Source organism: Nocardioides sp. zg-1230, from assembly GCF_013155335.1.
Classification (GTDB): Bacteria; Actinomycetota; Actinomycetes; order Propionibacteriales; family Nocardioidaceae; genus Nocardioides.
In genome coordinates, this window is sequence record NZ_JABJQZ010000005.1 from 229,221 (window position 1) to 245,083 (window position 15,863).

At 73.4% G+C, this 15,863-nt stretch carries 16 protein-coding genes; 11 read left to right on the forward strand and 5 right to left on the reverse strand.

Going from position 1 to position 15,863, the window contains the following annotated elements:
• The 5 genes from gcvT to HOO61_RS16995 all read left to right on the forward strand — a co-directional run bounded on the left by gcvT (nucleotide 1) and on the right by HOO61_RS16995 (nucleotide 3,953).
• On the forward strand, nucleotides 1–1,110 hold the full coding sequence (gene gcvT / locus HOO61_RS16975; RefSeq protein ID WP_172260581.1) for a glycine cleavage system aminomethyltransferase GcvT: 1,110 nt from the start codon (nucleotides 1–3) through the stop codon (nucleotides 1,108–1,110).
• Between the two features lies 1 nt (nucleotide 1,111).
• The gene (locus HOO61_RS16980; RefSeq protein ID WP_172260583.1) at nucleotides 1,112–1,363 is read left to right on the forward strand and encodes a hypothetical protein; all 252 of its coding nucleotides are present in this window, start codon (nucleotides 1,112–1,114) and stop codon (nucleotides 1,361–1,363) included.
• A gap of 66 nt (nucleotides 1,364–1,429) precedes the next feature.
• Nucleotides 1,430–2,305 (forward strand): hypothetical protein, encoded by an 876-nt coding sequence (locus HOO61_RS16985; RefSeq protein ID WP_172260585.1) that lies wholly within the window; start codon nucleotides 1,430–1,432, stop codon nucleotides 2,303–2,305.
• Between the two features lie 32 nt (nucleotides 2,306–2,337).
• Entirely contained in the window at nucleotides 2,338–3,129 is a 792-nt protein-coding gene (locus HOO61_RS16990) for a class I SAM-dependent methyltransferase (RefSeq protein WP_172260587.1), read from the forward strand.
• A 29-nt stretch (nucleotides 3,130–3,158) separates the two neighbouring features.
• Nucleotides 3,159–3,953, forward strand: a complete 795-nt coding sequence (locus HOO61_RS16995; RefSeq protein ID WP_172260589.1) for a thymidylate synthase — start codon at nucleotides 3,159–3,161, stop codon at nucleotides 3,951–3,953.
• Nucleotides 3,954–3,965: 12 nt separating this feature from the next.
• On the opposite strand, the gene HOO61_RS24600 is transcribed toward HOO61_RS16995, so the two are convergent.
• Complete coding sequence (locus HOO61_RS24600) at nucleotides 3,966–4,097, reverse strand: hypothetical protein (RefSeq protein WP_301539076.1); 132 nt, start codon at nucleotides 4,095–4,097, stop codon at nucleotides 3,966–3,968.
• Nucleotides 4,098–4,192: 95 nt separating this feature from the next.
• Between HOO61_RS24600 and HOO61_RS17000 the strand changes: the two genes are divergently transcribed.
• The 3 genes from HOO61_RS17000 to HOO61_RS17010 all read left to right on the forward strand — a co-directional run bounded on the left by HOO61_RS17000 (nucleotide 4,193) and on the right by HOO61_RS17010 (nucleotide 5,824).
• On the forward strand, nucleotides 4,193–4,687 hold the full coding sequence (locus HOO61_RS17000) for a dihydrofolate reductase (protein WP_172260591.1): 495 nt from the start codon (nucleotides 4,193–4,195) through the stop codon (nucleotides 4,685–4,687).
• Nucleotides 4,684–5,031 (forward strand): GntR family transcriptional regulator, encoded by a 348-nt coding sequence (locus HOO61_RS17005; RefSeq protein ID WP_172260593.1) that lies wholly within the window; start codon nucleotides 4,684–4,686, stop codon nucleotides 5,029–5,031. The genes HOO61_RS17000 and HOO61_RS17005 overlap by 4 nt, the downstream gene beginning before the upstream one ends.
• Nucleotides 5,032–5,413: 382 nt before the next feature.
• Nucleotides 5,414–5,824, forward strand: coding sequence for an NUDIX domain-containing protein (locus tag HOO61_RS17010; protein WP_172260595.1), 411 nt, complete (start codon nucleotides 5,414–5,416; stop codon nucleotides 5,822–5,824).
• A 9-nt stretch (nucleotides 5,825–5,833) separates the two neighbouring features.
• On the opposite strand, the gene HOO61_RS17015 is transcribed toward HOO61_RS17010, so the two are convergent.
• Both HOO61_RS17015 and HOO61_RS17020 read right to left on the reverse strand, forming a co-directional pair.
• The gene (locus HOO61_RS17015; RefSeq protein ID WP_172260597.1) at nucleotides 5,834–6,634 is read right to left on the reverse strand and encodes a nucleotidyltransferase domain-containing protein; all 801 of its coding nucleotides are present in this window, start codon (nucleotides 6,632–6,634) and stop codon (nucleotides 5,834–5,836) included.
• A complete protein-coding gene (locus tag HOO61_RS17020) occupies nucleotides 6,631–6,963 on the reverse strand; it encodes a TfoX/Sxy family protein (protein ID WP_172260599.1) in 333 nt (110 codons plus the stop codon). Before HOO61_RS17020 ends, HOO61_RS17015 begins: the two co-directional genes overlap by 4 nt.
• Before the next feature lie 84 nt (nucleotides 6,964–7,047).
• Between HOO61_RS17020 and dapA the strand changes: the two genes are divergently transcribed.
• The 3 genes from dapA (at nucleotide 7,048) to HOO61_RS17035 (ending at nucleotide 11,509) form a co-directional block, all read left to right on the forward strand.
• Entirely contained in the window at nucleotides 7,048–7,938 is an 891-nt protein-coding gene (gene dapA, locus HOO61_RS17025; protein ID WP_172260600.1) for a 4-hydroxy-tetrahydrodipicolinate synthase, read from the forward strand.
• A 30-nt stretch (nucleotides 7,939–7,968) separates the two neighbouring features.
• The gene (locus tag HOO61_RS17030; protein ID WP_172260602.1) at nucleotides 7,969–9,654 is read left to right on the forward strand and encodes a ribonuclease J; all 1,686 of its coding nucleotides are present in this window, start codon (nucleotides 7,969–7,971) and stop codon (nucleotides 9,652–9,654) included.
• Nucleotides 9,655–9,727: 73 nt separating this feature from the next.
• The gene (locus HOO61_RS17035; protein ID WP_172260604.1) at nucleotides 9,728–11,509 is read left to right on the forward strand and encodes a GAF domain-containing sensor histidine kinase; all 1,782 of its coding nucleotides are present in this window, start codon (nucleotides 9,728–9,730) and stop codon (nucleotides 11,507–11,509) included.
• Here HOO61_RS17035 and cydD read toward each other — a convergent pair.
• Both cydD and cydB read right to left on the reverse strand, forming a co-directional pair.
• Nucleotides 11,469–14,822 (reverse strand): thiol reductant ABC exporter subunit CydD, encoded by a 3,354-nt coding sequence (gene cydD, locus HOO61_RS17040; protein ID WP_172260606.1) that lies wholly within the window; start codon nucleotides 14,820–14,822, stop codon nucleotides 11,469–11,471. The genes HOO61_RS17035 and cydD overlap by 41 nt on opposite strands.
• Nucleotides 14,819–15,841: a cytochrome d ubiquinol oxidase subunit II gene (cydB, locus tag HOO61_RS17045; RefSeq protein WP_172260608.1), complete on the reverse strand. Its 1,023-nt coding sequence runs from the start codon at nucleotides 15,839–15,841 to the stop codon at nucleotides 14,819–14,821. Before cydB ends, cydD begins: the two co-directional genes overlap by 4 nt.
• Between the last annotated feature and the right edge of the window lie 22 nt (nucleotides 15,842–15,863).

Consider the following 15,863-nt stretch of genomic DNA (forward strand, 5'->3'; position numbering starts at 1 on the left):
ATGGCCGGATCGCTCAAGCAGTCGCCCCTCCACGACCGTCACGAGGCCCTCGGTGCGAAGTTCGCCGAGTTCGGTGGGTGGTCGATGCCGCTGGAGTACCCGACCGGCGTCGTCAAGGAGCACACGGCCGTCCGGGAGGCGGTCGGCATCTTCGACGTCAGCCACCTCGGCAAGGCGATGGTGTCCGGCCCGGGCGCCGCCGACTTCGTCAACGCGACCCTGTCCAACGACCTCGCCAAGATCGAGCCGGGCAAGGCGCAGTACACCCTCTGCCTCGACGAGTCCGGCGGCATCGTCGACGACCTCATCGCCTACTGGCACGACCTCGAGCACGTGCTGCTGATCCCCAACGCCGCCAACACCGCCGAGGTGGTGGCCCGCCTCTCAGCCGCGGCGCCCGACGAGGTGAAGGTCAGGAGCCACCACGACGACTACGCCGTCCTGGCCGTGCAGGGCACCCGCTCCGACGAGGTGCTCGACAAGGTCGGCCTCCCGACCGGCCACGGCTACATGTCCTTCGTCGAGGCCGAGCTCGGCGACACAGGTGTGGGCGTCGTCGTGTGCCGCACCGGCTACACCGGCGAGCGCGGCTACGAGCTGGTCGTGGCCAACTCCGTGGCGGGCCAGCTGTGGGACGACCTGATGGCCGCCGGCGCGGAGTGGGGCATCACGGCGTGCGGCCTCGGCGCCCGCGACACGCTGCGCACCGAGATGGGCTACCCGCTGCACGGCCAGGACATCAGCCTCGACACCAACCCCGTGGAGGCCGGGCTGTCGTGGGCGGTGGGCTGGAAGAAGAACGTGTTCTGGGGCCGCGACGCGGTGCTGAAGGTCAAGGAGGACGGCCCGAAGCGGCGGCTGCGTGGTCTCGTCGCCGTCGGGCGTGGCATCCCGCGCCCCGGCATGGGGGTCACCCTCACCCACGACGTCCCGCTGGCCGACATCACCTCCGGCACGTTCTCCCCGACCTTGAAGAAGGGCATCGGCCTCGCGCTGATCCCGACCATGGTCGCCGAGGACGCGCAGGTCGGCGTCGACATCCGCGGTCGCCGCGAGATCTTCCAGCTGGTCAAGCCGCCCTTCGTCGACCCCTCGGTCAAGGAGTCCTGACGTGCTTCCCGGCCAGCCCCCGACGTTCCGCCAGCCCTCGGCCTCCGACCGGCCGTGGTGGTGGCGGCTCGAGGATGCGTCCGGCGAGGCCCTCGAGGTGGCCGGTCACTCCGACCAGCGCTTCTCCACCCAGGGTGACGCGGAGTCGTGGGTCGGCGAGATCTGGGCCGACCTGGCCGAGCACGGCGTCGCCGCGGTGACCCTGTTCGAGCACGACCGGCAGGTGTACGGCCCGATGTCGCTGAGCGCCTGACCCCATCCGCTCCGGCCACCGGGTCCGAACGGCTCACAAGGTCGTGGCGACGGAAGGTGGGCGGGGATGACGGACCGGTCGGACTTCGCGACGTACGTCGACGCGCGGTGGCCCGACCTCGTCGGCGGCCTCGAGGACGAGGGCGTCCCGGGTGACGACGCGCGGCTCGCGGTCGCCGGGGTCCTGCTGGCCGCGCGGCGGTCGTGGGGACGCCGGGTGCGCGACGAGCAGGTCGACGTCACGCTGTGGGCGGAAGTGCGCCAGCGGGTGGGCCTGCCCGTGCGGCCGGGGGAGCCGGTGCCGCACGCCGTACGACCGCGTGACCCGCGCGACGGGCCCGAGGAGTGGCTCGACCGCGCGGGTCGGCTGCGCGCCGCGCACCGGCGTCGGGACGCCCGCCGGGCCCTCGTCGTGCTCGCGGTCGTGGCCGTGCTCGGTGCGGGGTGGGCCTGGTGGGCGGGCCAGCCGCCCGCTCCGGCGGTGCGCGAGGAGGCGAACCCGCTGCCCGTCGCGTGGTACGCCGAGGGCGAGCTGCACCTCGAGGAGGTGGTGGTCGAGCTGCCGGAGGTCGAGGCGTTCGTCGCCGACTTCGCCGACACCACCGACGGTGCCGGCGTGGTGGTGCGGCTCCGCTCCGGCGAGGTGGTGCGCGTGAACGCGGACGGCGGGGTCGAGCCGGTCGACGAGGCTCCCCGCGCCCTCGACGCAGTGCCCGTCCCGCCGACCGTGCGCGGGATCGGCCCCGACGACGTGCTGGTGGAGAGCGCGCCCCTGGCCGGCGGCGGATGGGCGCACCTCGTCGACTCGGCTCGCCGCGCCGGTGCGGAGGACGAGCTGCGGCAGTCGGAGACCGGGCGCCGCGCGGTCGTGCTGTGCCCGACCGAGTGGACGTGCGAGGCCCCGATCACGGTCCTCGCCGACGGGCCGGTGCGGTTGCGCTGAGCCGTCCGGCCCGGGCGCTAGGGTCGCGCCTCGTGGCCGAGGCACTGTGGACGGGCGTGGCGCAGGCCTACGCGCGCAGCTTCGCCGGCCTGTGCGCCGGCGCGATCCCGTGGATGCTGGTCGATCTGCCGCGGGGCGGACGACTCCTCGACGTCGGGTGCGGCACGGGCGCACTGGTGCAGGCGGCCCGCGAGGCCGGGCACGACGCGCTCGGGGTCGATCCCGACCCGGAGATGGCGGCGCTCGCGTCGGCCGCGCTCGGGGCACGAGTGGCGGCCGCGGGCCTGCCCGACCTCCCCCTGGCCGACAACGGGTTCGAGGCCGTGACGGCCTCGTTCGTGCTCAACCACGTCGACGACCCCCGCGCCGGCGCGCGCGAGCTCGCGCGGGTGGCCGCACCGGGCGGCACCGTGCGCGCGACCATCTGGGGTGCGACCCCGCCGCCGCAGGCGGTGATGTGGAACGGGCTGCTCGACGCGGCCGGCGCGACACGCAGCCCGTCGCCGCGACTGCCGGTGGAGCGCGACTTCGAGCGCTCGCCCCACGGGCTCGCCGGCATCCTCGGCGAGGCGGGGCTCGCCGTGACGCACTCCGGCACGCGCGCCTGGCGGTGGCGCGTGGCTCCCGACGACCTGTGGGCGGGGCTCACCTCGGTCGGAAACTTCGGCGTCCTGTGGCGCGAGCAGTCCGACGACGTGCGGGTCCGCCTGCGGACGGCGTACGACGCCCTCGGCGAGCCGTGGCGCGACGGCCCCGACCCGCGTGCCGACTTCGTCTTCGACGTCGAGTGCGTCGTCGTCGAGGCGCGCGTGCCTCGGTCGTAGGCCGCGTCGGACGACGTAGAGTCGTCCCCGTGCGCGCCTACCTCGACCTGCTCCAGCGGATCCTCGACGAGGGGGTGGAGAAGACCGATCGCACCGGCACCGGGACGCTGAGCGTCTTCGGACACCAGATGCGGTTCGACCTCGCCGAGGGGTTCCCGCTCGTGACCACCAAGAAGGTGCACACGCGCTCGGTCTTCGGCGAGCTGCTGTGGTTCCTGCGCGGCGACACCAACGTGAAGTGGCTCCAGGACCGCGGCATCTCGATCTGGGACGAGTGGGCCGACGAGAACGGCGACCTCGGCCCGGTCTACGGCTACCAGTGGCGCTCCTGGCCGACGCCCGACGGCCGGCACGTCGACCAGATCGCGCGCCTCGTCGAGGGGATCCGCCACAACCCCGACTCGCGGCGCCACATCGTCTCGGCATGGAACGTGGCCGACGTCGACGACATGGCCCTCCCGCCGTGCCACACGCTCTTCCAGTTCTACGTCGCCGACGGTCGGCTCAGCTGCCAGCTCTACCAGCGCTCGGCCGACACCTTCCTCGGCGTGCCGTTCAACATCGCGTCGTACGCCCTGCTGACGCACATGGTCGCGCAGGTGACCGGCCTCGAGGTGGGCGACTTCGTGCACACGATGGGCGACGCCCACCTCTACCTCAACCACGTCGAGCAGGCGAGGCTGCAGCTCTCGCGCGAGCCGCGCCCGCTGCCGCGCCTCGTGCTCGACACCAGCATCAGCGAGATCGACGGGTTCGACCTCGAGCACGTCGCGGTCGAGGGCTACGACCCCCACCCGGGCATCAAGGCGCCGATCGCCGTCTGAACGGCGCTCGGGTCAACGGCGCTCGAGCGCCTGGCTGACCGCCTTCGCGACGTCGGCCACCAGGCGCGTGTGCCACCGCTCGTGGGCGGCGAGGTCGGCCACGAGGGCGTGGCAGTCGGGGCAGGTCAGGTGCTCGGTGCTCATCGGAGCCTCCCAGGGGTCGGGTTCTGCCCTTCACCGTGGCACGGCTCGGGCGAGGGGAACAGGGACCATGGACCGTGATCAGTAGGGTCGGTCCCGTGCTCCGTCCCGACCAGCGCGTCGTCCTCGTCGCCGCCCACGCCCGCAACCGGGTGATCGGCAACGGCCCCGACATCCCGTGGCGGCTGCCCGGTGAGCAGGCACAGTTCAAGGAGCTCACCTGGGGCCACACCCTGCTCATGGGACGCGCCACCTTCGAGTCGATCGGTCGGCCCCTCCCCGGGCGCACGACCATCGTGCTGACCCGCCACGCCGGCTGGAGCCACGACGGCGTGCTGGTCGCCCACACGGTCGAGGAGGCGCTCGACCTCGCCCGGTCGCAGCCCGGCGACGTCATGGTCGCCGGAGGTGGCGAGGTCTACGCGGCGCTCCTGCCCCATGCCACCCACCAGGTGCTGACCGAGGTCGACCTCGAGCCCGAGGGCGATGTGCACTACCCGCAGTTCCCCGCCGAGGAGTGGATGGAGACCCGGCGGGAGGCCTTCGACGGCTACGAGCGGGTGTGGCTCGAGCGGATGGACACCGCGGCGTGAGGCTCGTGGTCGACCCCTCGTCCGGCGTCCCGCCCTACGAGCAGGTGCGGGAGGCCATCCGTGGCCAGGTCGACGCCGGCGACCTGGAGCCCGGCTTCCGGCTGCCGCCCGTGCGCTCCCTCGCGGCCGAGCTCGACCTTGCCGCCAACACCGTGGCCCGGGCCTACAAGGAGCTCGAGGCGCTCGGCGTGGTCGAGACCCGCGGGCGCGCCGGCACCTTCGTGGCCGGGGCCGGCGTCGAGCGGTCGCTGCGCGAGGCCGCGTCGTCGTACGTCACCGCTGCGCGCACCCTCGGCGTGGGCGACGCCGAGGCCCTCGAGGCCGTACGCCGCGCGCTGGGCTGAGCGGTCCCGCGACCGCGGGGAACCGTCGGGTCGATGGATCGTCCCGCGGACGGCCCGACGGTTCCTCACGCCACCCCGGCCGACGGCGCGCGCGTGCGGCGGATGTTGCCCTCGCAGGGCGCTGACGAGGGCCAGACCCGCAGCACGTGCGCCGACCGAGGCCGTCCGGCGCGGACGCGGGAATGAACCCGGCCTCGGTGCCGTTGGACCGGACAGCTGGCTCCGCATTCATGCCCCCGGGCCTCAACCTTCGCCGCTACGAGCGGCCCTTCGCCGAGAGGCGGCTGACGGACCAGCGAGCAGCATCACGCAGCCACCCGCCGGGTAAGCCCCGGTCAGGGTGGCTGCGTGCTGTCCGGGGTCGACCTGCGATGCTCGGCCCATGGACGTCGATCGCGACCGGCACATCGTCGTCGCGGCCGTCGCGCTCGTGCGGGACGGGCACGTGCTGACCGTCCGCAAGCAGGGGACCGAGCGGTTCATGCTGGTCGGCGGCAAGCTCGAGCCCGGTGAGTCGGCGCGGGATGCGGCACTGCGGGAGACCTACGAGGAGGTCGGGCTCGAGATCGAGCAGGCGACCCTGCTGGGGGAGTTCCACTCGGAGGCCGCCAACGAGCCCGGCCACACCCTGCACTCGACGGTGTTCTGGGTGGAGTCCGACGCCGACCCGGTCGCGTCCGCCGAGATCGCGGAGGTCAGGTGGACCCCGCTGGACGACCACCCCGACGACCTGGCGCCGATGCTCGAGCACCACGTGCTGCCCGTGCTCCGGGCCACGGCCCGCAACGCCTGAGGGCCCGGCTCAGCCGGGACCCACGAACAGTCGCAGCTCGTCGCCCCAGCCCGCGACGGTGTCTGTCGTGCGCGTGTGGCCACGCGAGGCGTCGTACGACGAACAGGCCGAGCGCACCCGCGTGAACGTCTCGCGGACAGCGTCGACGTCGCCCTCGAGCGTGCGCTCCACCAGCCCGAGCAGCTCGCCGGCGGGCCACCCGTCGACGGGGTGGGTGCGAAGCTCCCAGGGGAGGTACTTGTTGTAGGGCCGCACGCGCCCGGTCATCGCGAACACCACGTCGAGGAGCCACGGCACCGACTCCGCGGCGTCGAGGCGGGTCTCGAGCACGCGACCGTCGCGGTGGCTCTTGAGCGCGCGGTAGGCGAAGTTGAGCCAGCCGTCGAGCCGGTCGTGGTCGATGAGGACCGCATCGGCCTCCTCGGGCGTCAGGGTCGCCTGACGACGCACGGCCTCGGTGAGGCCACCGTCCGTGCGGTCGAGCAGCACTGGCGCCCACGCGTAGGACCAGCGGTACCACCAGCCCTCGGTGCCGAAGGGCGGGAGGGTCTGCAGCTCGGACCACGAGTCGACCGCCTCGTCGACGTCGGGGGAGTGCGTGCTCGAGCGGCCGGCCGCGGCGACGTCGGTCAGCACGACGATCACGTCGAGGTCGGACTGTTCGGTCGCGAGGTCGCGCGCCGCCGACCCGCTCAGCACGAGGCCGAGGAGGTCGTCGCCGTGCGCGGCGTGATTGCGCCCGGCGAGCGCGGTGATCCTGGAGCGTTGGGTAGGGGACAGCCACTCCGGGAGGGCGAGGTCGATGCTCACTTCGGCGGCAGCGTCCGAACGAAGGCGACCCCGCGGTCGACCCAGAGCCGAAGGAGGTCGTCGTCGTCGAGCCCTTCGGCGGAGACGAGCAACCACCCGGTCATCGGGCGCCCGCGCATCTCCATCGGGGCCACCGACGTGCCGTCGACCCACGCCTCGGCGTCGGTCGGGTCGGCGCGCACCATGAGGGAGCCGTCGCTGGCGGCCGCGACCGCCATGTGGTCGTCGACCATGAAGCCGAGCCCGCCGAACATCTTCCTCGACGTCACCCCGGGCTCCCCGGCGAGCAGGTCGGCGACGCGCTGCGCCAGCTCCTCGTCGTACGCCATGCGGTGACCGTAGACCACCCCTCCGACACCGGCTCGCGGCTCGGCGACCACGGCGCGACGGTGGAGGAGCGATAACCTTCGGCCATGAGCTCCAACGTCCCGTTCGGCCGCCTCCTCACGGCGATGGCCACCGCGTTCCACGAGGACGGCAGCGTCGACCTCGACGGCACGGCGCGGATCGCCGCGCACCTCGTCGACCACGGCAACGACGGCGTCGTCGTCAGCGGCACGACGGGGGAGAGCCCCACCACCTCGGTGGCCGAGGACGGCGAGATCCTGCGCGCGGTCCAGGACGCGGTCGGTGACCGCGCGACGGTCATCGCCGGCGTCGGCACCAACGCGACCGCACACTCGGTCGAGCTCGCCCGCCAGGCGGAGAAGATCGGCGTCGACGCGGTGCTGCTCGTCAGCCCCTACTACAACAAGCCCGGCCAGGTCGGCCTGCGTCACCACTTCAGCTCCGTCGCGGAGGCGACCGACCTGCCGGTGATGCTCTACGACGTGCCCGGGCGCACGGCGAGCCTGATCGAGCTCGACACCTACGAGGCGATGCGTCGCTACGACCACGTCAGGTCGGTCAAGGAGGCCTCGGGCCTGCTCGCCCGCACCGCAGAGCTGGTCGACATGGGCTACGCCGTCTACTCCGGTGACGACGCGAACACCCTGGGCTACCTCGCCTACGGCGGCGTCGGCCTGGTCTCGGTCGTCGCGCACGCCGCGGGCGACCAGCTCGCATCCATGATCGATGCCTGGGTCCGCGGCGACCACGCCGAGGCCCTGCGCATCCACACGGCGCTCCTCCCGGCCTTCGAGGCCGTGATGGGCGTCCCCAACTACGGAGCCACCACCGCCAAGGCAGCCCTCGAGCTGCTCGATGTGCTCGACAACCGCCGCGTCCGCGGCCCGCTCGTCGCGCTCGACGACCACGAGGTCGCGGCGCTCCGCACAGGCCTGGCTGCCGCCGGCCTCCTCTGAACACCTGACACCCCGAACCCGAGGACTACCTTGAGCCATCCCCATCCTGACCTGAGCGCGCCCGCCCCCCTCCCGGCCGGAGGCCTCCGGGTCATCCCGCTCGGCGGGCTGGGCGAGGTGGGTCGCAACATGACCGCGTTCGAGTACGACGGCCGCCTGCTGCTCGTCGACTGCGGCGTGCTCTTCCCCGAGGACCACCACCCCGGCGTGGACCTGATCCTCCCCGACTTCGAGCCCATCCGCGACCGGCTCGACGCCGTCGAGGCGCTCGTGCTGACCCACGGCCACGAGGACCACATCGGCGCGACGCCGTACCTCCTGCGCGAGCGAAGCGACATCCCGCTCGTCGGCTCCAAGCTCACCCTGGCCCTGCTCGGCTCCAAGCTCCGCGAGCACCGGCTCAAGGAGACCGCGCAGTACGAGGTCGCGGAGGGGCAGACGATCACCTTCGGCCCGTTCGTGCTGGAGTTCGTCGCGGTCAACCACTCGATCCCCGACGCGCTGGCGGTCGTGATCCGCACCGGTGCCGGCGTCGTGCTGCACACCGGCGACTTCAAGATGGACCAGCTGCCGCTCGACGGGCGCATCACCGACCTCAACGAGTTCGCCCGCCTCGGCGACGAGGGCGTCGACCTGTTCCTCACCGACTCCACCAACGCCGAGGTGCCGGGCTTCACGACGTCCGAGAAGGACATCTCCCCGGTGCTGGAGGGCGTGTTCGCCAAGAGCACCCAGCGCATCATCGTGGCCTGCTTCGCCTCCCACGTGCACCGCGTCCAGCAGGTCCTCGACGCGGCCGTCGCCCACGGCCGCAAGGTCGCCTACGTCGGTCGCTCGATGGTGCGCAACATGGCCATCGCCCAGGAGCTCGGCTACCTCACCGTGCCGCCCGGTGTGATGGTCGAGGCCAAGGAGCTCGCCGACCTGCCGCCGCACAAGCAGGTGCTCATCTCGACCGGCTCGCAGGGCGAGCCGATGTCCGCGCTGAGCCGGATCGCCCAGCGCAGCCACAACTTCGTGCACCTCGAGGAGGGCGACACCGTCGTCCTGGCCAGCTCGCTGATCCCCGGCAACGAGAACGCCGTCTACCGCGTGATCAACGGCCTCGCCCGCCTGGGTGCCAACGTCGTGCACAAGGGCAACGCGCTCGTGCACGTCTCCGGTCACGCCAGCGCCGGTGAGCTGCTCTACTGCTACAACATCGTCAAGCCGCGCAACGTGATGCCGGTGCACGGCGAGGTCCGCCACATGCGGGCCAACGCCGACCTGGCCCGGGCCACCGGCGTGAAGAACGTCGTCCTGGCCGAGGACGGCGTCGTCGTCGACCTCGTCGACGGCGTGGCCAAGGTGACCGGCAAGGTCGAGGTCGGCTACGTCTTCGTCGACGGCACGACCATCGGCGACGTGTCGGAGGCCTCGATGAAGGACCGCCGGATCCTCGGCGAGGAGGGGTTCCTCTCGGTCATCGTCGTGGTCGACTCGGTGACCGGCAAGGTGGTCTCCGGGCCGGAGATCCACGCCCGGGGCTTCGCGGAGGACGAGTCCACCTTCGACGACATCCGGCAGCCGATCATCGACGCGATCGACGCGGCCGTCGCCGAGGGGACCAACGACAGCTACCAGCTCCAGCAGACGGTGCGCCGCGTGGTCGGGCGCTGGGTCAACCGTGCCCACCGTCGTCGCCCGATGATCATTCCTGTGGTGATCGAGGCCTGACGGCCCTAGCATCGACGCGGGACCGGCTCGACCCGCAGCGGCGGGGCCGGCAGTCCTGGGTGGGGAGGTGGACATGCCGCGCAGCCAGGGCGCGTTGAGCCGACTGGCGGAGCTGATGCGTCGCGTCAACTCCTCCACCGACACCGAGGTCATCCTCGAGGAGATCGCGCACGGCGTCGTCGACGTCCTGGGCTACGGAGTCGCGGCGATCGCCCGGCTCGAGGGCGACACGCTCGTGATGACCCACGTCGCCGGCCCGCCCGACGTGGTCGCCCAGATACTCCACCGCCGCACCCCGGCCGAGCAGATCCTCGACGAGTTCCGCGAGGCCGACAAGTGGGGCATCCTCCGCTTCGTGCCGGCCGGGCGGATGTCCGCGGCGCGGTTGCAGGCGGCGTGGATCCCGGAGTTCCAGCCCACCGGCGACCCGGACGCGTGGCACCCCGAGCACGCGCTCTACGCGCCGCTCTACTCGGCGGGCGGCGAGCTCCTCGGCAACATGGCGGTCGACCTGCCGGCCGACGGCCGGGTCCCCGACGAGGCCGACCGGGAGCTGCTCGAGATGTTCGCGGTGCAGGCCGGCGTGGCCCTGTCCAACGCCCGCGAGCGCGAGCGGCTCACCGACCGCGTGCGTCTCGACCGCATGCTCACCACGGTCGCCGGTGCCGCGACCGCGCAGAACCTCTCCCAGGCGCTCGGGGCTGCCGTGGTCGCCGTCGCGGAGTCGCTGGGCACCGTGCAGACGGTCGTGCGCACCTTCCCCAGCGACGCCCAGGGCAGCCAGCTCGGCGTCGGGACGCCGTACGCCTTCACCTCCGAGCACGACGTCCCCGAGATCCGCGAGGACCTCACCCGGCTCGAGGACCTCCCGGTGCTCATCGAGCTCGGCGTCGACGACGCGTCGTCACCGCAGCTGCCCCGCAGCGCCGCCCGCATGCAGGAGCTGATGCGCGGCATGCGGGTGGACCGCGCGCTCGTCTCGCCGCTCGTCTCGCAGGACGACCTGGTCGGCTACCTGGTGCTCGGCTTCGCCCGCCACGCCCGCACCGTGACGGCCAACGAGGCCGACGCGGTGCTCGAGGTGTGCCGGCTGCTGGCCCAGACCGTCCGCGCCTCGCGCGTGCTGGAGACCGAACAGCGCCTCGTGCAGGAGCTGCGCGAGCTCGCCCGCTACCGCAGCGAGCTCATCGCGACCATCTCCCACGAGCTCAAGACGCCGCTCACCGCGATCCTCGGCCACGCCGAGCTGATCGCCGACCGGCACCCCGACCTCGCCTCGATCGACGCGATCATCCGCAACGCCGGCCGGCTCAACAACCTCGTCGCCAACCTGCTGCACTACTCGCGCATCCAGGGCCGGCGCGAGACCGTGCGGCGCGCGGTCGATCTCTCCGAGCTGTGCGAGGCCAGCGTCGACCTGCTCAGCATCCGCGCCAAGCAGGCGGGGGTGCGGCTCCACTTCGACCGGCCGGGACCGGCGCCGGTGATCGTCTTCGGCGACCCCGAGGAGCTCGCCCGGGTGATCGACAACATGGTCGACAACGCCGTGAAGTACACCCCCGAGGACGGGTCGGTGTCCGTGGCGATGACGATCGGCGGCGACGAGGTGAGCGTGCACGTCACCGACACCGGCCTCGGCATCTCGGTGACCGACCAGCAGAACGTGTTCTCCGCCTTCCACCGCTCCACCAACCCCAACGCGCTGTCCGTGCCCGGCACCGGCCTCGGCCTGCCGATCGCGCAGCGGATCGCGGAGTCGCACGGCGGGACGCTGTCGGTGTCCTCCGAGCTGGGTCAGGGAAGCACGTTCACCTTCACGCTCCCGCTGCGCTCGCCGCGAGAGCAGGCCGACTGAGCGAGGCCGTCCCCGCCTCGAGGTGCACCACCCGGTCCATCTGGTCGAGCCCGACCGTGCCGTGGGTGATCCACAGGATCGAGCGGCCGGCGCGTCCCGCCGAGCCCAGCATCTCCCGCGCGACGGCGCGCGCAGTGGGTCCGTCGAGGTGGGCGGTCGGCTCGTCGAGGACGAGCACCGGCGGGTCCGCGAGCAACGAGCGCGCCAGAGCGAGCCGGGCACGCTCGCCTCCCGACACCTCGCGCCGTCCGGCGCCGACGTGGGTGTGGATGCCTGCGGGAAGCGCGTCCACCCACTCCCCGAGCCGGGCACGCCGCAACGCGTCGAGCACCTCGTCGTCGTCGGCGTCCGGCCGCGCCAGCCGGACGTTCTCCGCGACGGTCGAGGCGAAGACGTGCGGGTCGTCGTCCACGAGGCCGACGCGGCGGCGTACGTCGTCGAGCGCGAGCCGGCGCAGGTCCGTGCCTCCGAGGAGCACCTCGCCGCGGACCGGGTCGATGAAGCGCACGAGGCTCGCGGCGAGGGTCGACTTCCCGGAGCCGGACGGCCCGGTGATGCCGAGGTGCTCCCCGGGGCGCAGGACGAGGTGGTCCAGCGCGAGGACCGGCCGATCGGTCCAGCCGAGCTCGGCCCCGCGCACCCCCACGTCGTGACCGGCCGGGACCGGCTCGGGCGCGGCGGGGTCGGCCACCGCCGGGGGAGTGGCGGCGAGCTCGTCCAGGCGCTCGCGGGCCGCGCGGGCCCGCACCGACAGGGCTCCGGCGTCGGCGAGCCCGCCGACGGCGTCGGCGAGAGCGAGCGGCACGAGCAGCAGCAGGGCGAGACGTGCGGGCGTGGTGGCCGACGGGTCGACGAGGGCCGCGACGGCGACCACCCCCAGGCCGGCTGCGGCGCTGGTCAGCGCGGCGCCTGCTGCGACCGCGCGGGAGGAGCGTCGTACGGCACGGGCGAGCGCGGTCGACTCCGCGCGCACGGCGGCGAGGGCCCGGTCCGTGGCCCCCCACTGCTCGAGCTCGTGCAGGCCGTTCGCGAGCTCCTCCACCCGGGTCCCGAGCCGTGCCCGGTGGGTCACCACCAGCGGCTCGGCCGCAGCGGCGCCCCGACGGGCGAGCACGAACGCGAGCCCGCCGGCGGCGGTGACCAGCAGCACGACCACACCCGCGGCCGGCGCGACGAGGCCGGTGAGGGCCGCGGCGCCTGCGCCGACCAGGACGGCGGTGACGAGGGGCTGGCGGACACGGAGCCGGTCGTCGAGCAGGGCGTCCACGTCGTCGACGACACCGGTGAGCAGGTCGCCGCGGCGCGGGCCGAGACGCCCCGGCACCAGGGGGACGAGGTCTGCGAACACCTTCGCCCGGCGCTCGGCCAGCTCGCGCAGCACGACGTCGTGGCTCAGCACCCGCTCGGCGTGCCGGAGGACCGGGCGGGCGAGGCCGAAGAGGCGCACCCCGACGATGGCGACCATCAGGTAGAGCACCGGGGGTTGCTCGCTGGCGCGGGTGATCAGCCAGCCCGCGGTCGCGGTGAGGGCGACGCCCGACGCGGTCGACAGCGCGCCGAGCGAGGTGGCGGTCCGCATGCCCCAGCGGGGCCGGCCCTCGTCCTCCACGGCCGCGACGGCGACCGGGGCCGCCGCAGGGTGGCGGCGTACGACATCGGGGACGGCCTCATCGGTGTCGGCCGCCGCCACGGTGGAGGGCATCGGCGTCGGAGACAGCTCGACCACCCGGTCGGCGGCCGCGAGCACGGCCGGGCGGTGGGCCACCACGACCACCAGGCTGCGCCGGGCCAGCAGCGCCAGGGTGTCGAGGAGGACCTGCTCGGTCTCCTCGTCGAGGTGGGCGCTGGGCTCGTCGAGCAGCACGACGGGGCGACCGGCGAGGACGATCCTCGCCAGCGCGACGCGCGCTCGCTGGCCGGCGGACAGCCCGGCGCCGTCCTCGCCGAGCGGGGAGTCGAGCCCCCGAGGGAGGGCGCGTACGACGTCGTCGAGGCCGACGCTGCGCAGCGCGTCCCACACCTCGCCGTCGCCGGCCGAGGGGCGACCGAGCCGGACGTTGGAGCCGATCGTGTCGGCCAGCAGCCACGGACGCTGCGGTGCCCACCCGACCAGGCTGCGCCACCACTCGGGGTCGAGGTCGTCGAGTGGCGTGCCGCCGACGCGGACCTCGCCGGCCAGCGGCGGCAGCTCGCCGCGGAGCGTGGCGAGAAGGGTGGACTTGCCGCACCCGGACGGCCCGGCGACCGCGACGAGGCCGCGGTCGGGAATCTCGAGGTCGAGCGGGCGGACCAGGCTGGCATCGGGGGAGTGGCCGATCTCCAGCCCTCGCAGCACCAGGCCGGTGGCGGTGGGCAGCACCGTTCCGGACTCCCGGGCATCGGCCCGAGCCAGCAGGGCGTCGGCGTCGGCGAGCGCGGCGGTGCCCTCGGCCGCAGCGTGGAACTCGGCGCCCACGCGGCGCAGCGGCCAGTAGGCCTCGGGGGCGAGCAGGAGGACGGTGAGGGCGACCTCGAAGCCGATGGTCCCCGAGGCCAGCCGCAGGCCGACCGTCACCGCCACCAGCGCGACCGACAACGTCGCGACGAGCTCCAGCACCGAGGAGGACGCGAACGCGACCTTGAGGGTGTCGACGGTCGCGCGACGGTAGCGGTGCGTCACCGACCGGATCGTCTCGACCTGCGCGCGGGCACGCCGGTGGGCGACGAGCGTCGGCAGCCCGCGGACCACGTCGAGGAAGTGGCCCGAGAGCGCCTCGAGCTCTCGCCACTGCGTACGGGCGCGGTCGCGGGTGGTGAGCCCGACGAGCACGGCGAACACCGGCACGAGCGGCAGCGTCAGCGCGACCACGATGCCCGAGAGCGGGTCGAGCCAGGCGATCGCTGCCAGCGTGACGACCGGGAGGACCACCGCGGGGACCAGGGCGGGGAGGTAGCGGGTGACGTAGGGCTCGACCCCGGCGACGCCGCGGGTGGCCAGCACGACCAGGCGGGCGGGCGACAGCTCGTCGCTGCGGCGGGCGGCGTCCAGCAGCCGCTGCCGCAGCGCTCCGGAGACCTCGCCCGCAGCGCGCGCCGCCGCGCGCTGACCGACGTACGTCGACGCCGTCCGCAGCAGCACCAGGCCGGCGAGGGCCCACGCGGAGCCGTGCCAGCCGCCGGCCGGTGGGGTGACCGCGGCGACCACGAGCGCGCCCAGGGCGAACGCCTGCGCCACGGTGGCCAGGCCGCCGACGACCCCGCTCGCCACCACCAGCGACAGGGCGCCTCGGGCCGGACGGAGGTGCGAGAGGGCTGCCGGGTCGAGAGGCCTCACGGCGCCGGGGTCTCGGCCAGCTCGGCGGCGGGGATGTGGTGCACCGCGATCCGCCTGCGGAACACCCAGTAGGTCCACGCCTGGTAGCCCAGCACGATCGGGGTGAAGACGACCGCCACCCACGTCATCACCTTCAGCGTGTACGCCGTCGCAGCCGCGTTGGTCGTCGTCAACGAGTAGGCCGGGTCGGTCGTCGAGGGCATCACGTCGGGGAACAGGGAGAGGAACAGGCCGATGACAGCGAGGGCGATGGTCACGAAGGTGCCGACGAAGGCCCAGCCCTCGCGACCGCGCACCGCCGCGAGCAGCCCGCCGACCAGGGACAGCGCAGCGAGCACGAAGACGATCGCCGAGACGGCGGTGCCCGTCTTCGCCTGGGTCCAGGCCAGGAACACCACGGCCAGCACCGCGGCGACGGCACCGATCCGGACCGCCAGGTCCCGCGCGCGGTGGCGGATGTCGCCGTCGGTCTTGAGCGCGACGAACATCGCGCCGTGCGCGGCGAACAACGTCAGCGTGACGAGCCCGCCGAGCAGGCCGTAGGGGTTGAGCAACGTGAAGAGGGTGCCGGTGAACTCCTTGTCGGCGTCGATCGGCACACCGGCGACGATGTTGGCGAAGGCGACGCCCCAGAGCAGCGCCGGCACGAACGAGCCCCAGATGATGGCGAGGTCCCACCGCCCCTTCCAGGCGTCGTCGCCGCGCTTGTGGCGGTACTCGAAGGCGAGCCCGCGCACGATGAGGGCAACGAGGATCAGCAACAGGGGGAGGTAGAACCCGCTGAACAGAGTGGCATACCACTCCGGGAAGGCGGCGAAGGTCGCACCGCCCGCCACCAGCACCCAGACCTCGTTGCCGTCCCAGACCGGGCCGATGGTGTTGATCATGACGCGTCGCTCGGTCTCGTTGCGGGCCAGCACCGGCAGCAGCATCCCGACGCCGAAGTCGAAGCCCTCCAGGCAGAAGTAGCCGACCCAGAGCACGGCGATCAGGGCGAACCAGACGGTGGTCAGTTCCATGGTGTCTCTCTCGTCACTCAGC